Here is a 1861-nt window from a genome sequence, read left to right on the forward strand (position 1 = left end):
GATGGCGTACTCGTCGGGGACGACGGTTCCGGCGGCGACGATGCTTCCGCTGCCGATCGTCACATCGGTGTTGATCGTCGCGTTGAACCCGACCAGCGACCGTTCCTCGACGGTCGTTTCGTTGAGTACGGCCCCGTGGCCGACCATCACTTTGTCGCCGAGTCGTGAGGCGTGAATCGTCGCGTTGTCTCCGACGTGTGTCTCCCGACCGATACGAACGGGGCCGATGTCACCGCGGCAGACAACCCCGGGCCAGACGCTCGCGTCCGCCTCGATCGCCACGTCGCCGACGAGGGTCGCCTCCCGGCTCACTCGCGCCGTGTCGTCGATCGTCGGTCGATCCCCCTCGAACTCGTAGCGTCTGCTGTCGACCATGGAGTGTCACACTACTGCCGCGGGCATAATACCGGAGCACGACGCCCGTGACAGTCACGCTCGAGCGGGACTTACCCGGATCGAACCGCCGCGATCCGCCGCTATCGAATCCAGTGCATACCATCTAACGGGCTTCAGTGGCTTGCAAGCCCGTTACTTATACTGTACCGAGTCGGAGCAGTAGCTGAACAGATGGCCCGATCGGACTCCCCCATTCGAACGATGTTCGACGCACAGCGGACCGCGGTCAAACAGAGTCAGCAGTTGCTCACGCAGGGCATGACCACCCAGCGAACCGTCGACGCGATGGTTCTTACCGGATTCAAGGGGCAGGCATCCCTCCAGCGTCACCAACTCGAGATCGCGCAGGCGGCGACCCACGGCTCCGTCAGCGCGATGGCGGCGTTGCTCCCGAGCGACGACGCCACCGACGCCCACCGGTCGGTCGACGAGAGCTTCGAGCGGCTGAAACGCACTCACGCGGCGGTTTACGACGCGCTCGAGCGCGAACTCGAGCAGGGCGTCGACTCCGCCGACGAACTCTCCGCGGCGTTCGTCGATGCGCTCGACGATCAGACCGACCAGCTCCTCGAGATGACGGAGGCCGTCGAGGACCGGACGGTCGACACCGTCGATGAGTTCTCCGGACACTTCCGCGATCACCTCGAGCGGACCCAGGAGCTACAGGACCGACTCGAGGACCAACTGGAGCGCCAGACCGGCGATATCGAGGCACTCCTCGAACGACAGGCCGAACAGATCGAGCAGTTCCAGCAGCAACTCACGGACCAGACCGAGGCGGTCACGCGGGAGATCCCGATACAGGGGACCGACGAGCCGCACACGGCGATCGAGACCGATCCGGAGCACACCCTCGAGTCCGTCGAGGGAATCGACGCCGAGACCCGCGACAAGCTCTCGGCGGCCGGTATCGCGACGGTCGACGACCTCACGCGTGCCGGTCCCGAGGCCGTCGCCGAGGCCGCCGATATCTCGGAGACCCGGGCCAAGGACTGGATCGAGCACGCCCACGCCTAAATCGAATCGCAGCGCCGCGTCCGTCTCGTTTGTTCACCGCTCGAGCGAGATGCCACAGGCCATCGAAGAGTCACGAGACCGCATTGATTCGGCGCACGTCGAATGATCGATCAGAACGCTGGTGACCTTCCAGTCGTCCTCCCCGTCGATCTTGCCGGTGTGAACCTCGCTGCCCTCGGGGACCGACACGCTCGAGTCGGCACCGCTCGCACTCGAGCGCCTCGAGCACGCCCTGTCAGCCGCTGACTGAACCGGAACGGAACCCACGACCGAGAGTGCGGCCGCCTCAGAATGTTTCGAGGTAGCGGTCGAGTTCCCACTGGGAGACGTCGACGAGGTAGTCCTGGAACTCCTGTTGTTTGGCTTCGACGAACTTCGGCGCGACGTGGTCGCCCAGCGCGTCGTAGATGACCTCGTCCGATTCGAGGGCCGCGACTGCTTCGCCGAG

At 65.0% G+C, this 1861-nt stretch carries 3 protein-coding genes and 1 pseudogene; 1 reads left to right on the forward strand and 3 read right to left on the reverse strand.

From position 1 onward, the window contains the following. Positions 1-375: gamma carbonic anhydrase family protein (locus C487_RS00715; RefSeq protein ID WP_006183733.1), on the reverse strand; the 375-nt coding region annotated here is incomplete at its 3' end. 192 nt (positions 376-567) lie between these two features. Here C487_RS00715 and C487_RS00720 point away from each other — a divergent pair. Next, positions 568-1413 carry a helix-hairpin-helix domain-containing protein gene (locus C487_RS00720; RefSeq protein ID WP_006183734.1) on the forward strand — a complete coding sequence of 282 codons (846 nt, stop codon included), beginning with the start codon at positions 568-570 and terminating at the stop codon, positions 1411-1413. Positions 1414-1446: 33 nt separating this feature from the next. Here the strand turns inward: C487_RS00720 and C487_RS20750 are convergent, their stop codons facing one another. Both C487_RS20750 and C487_RS19115 read right to left on the reverse strand, forming a co-directional pair. Beyond that, a complete protein-coding gene (locus C487_RS20750; protein ID WP_162471314.1) occupies positions 1447-1602 on the reverse strand; it encodes a hypothetical protein in 156 nt (51 codons plus the stop codon). Between the two features lie 97 nt (positions 1603-1699). After that, positions 1700-1861, reverse strand: a pseudogene (locus C487_RS19115) (glutamine synthetase); the annotation flags it as partial.

Origin of the sequence: Natrinema pallidum DSM 3751, from assembly GCF_000337615.1 — an archaeon.
GTDB lineage: Archaea > Halobacteriota > Halobacteria > Halobacteriales > Natrialbaceae > Natrinema > Natrinema pallidum.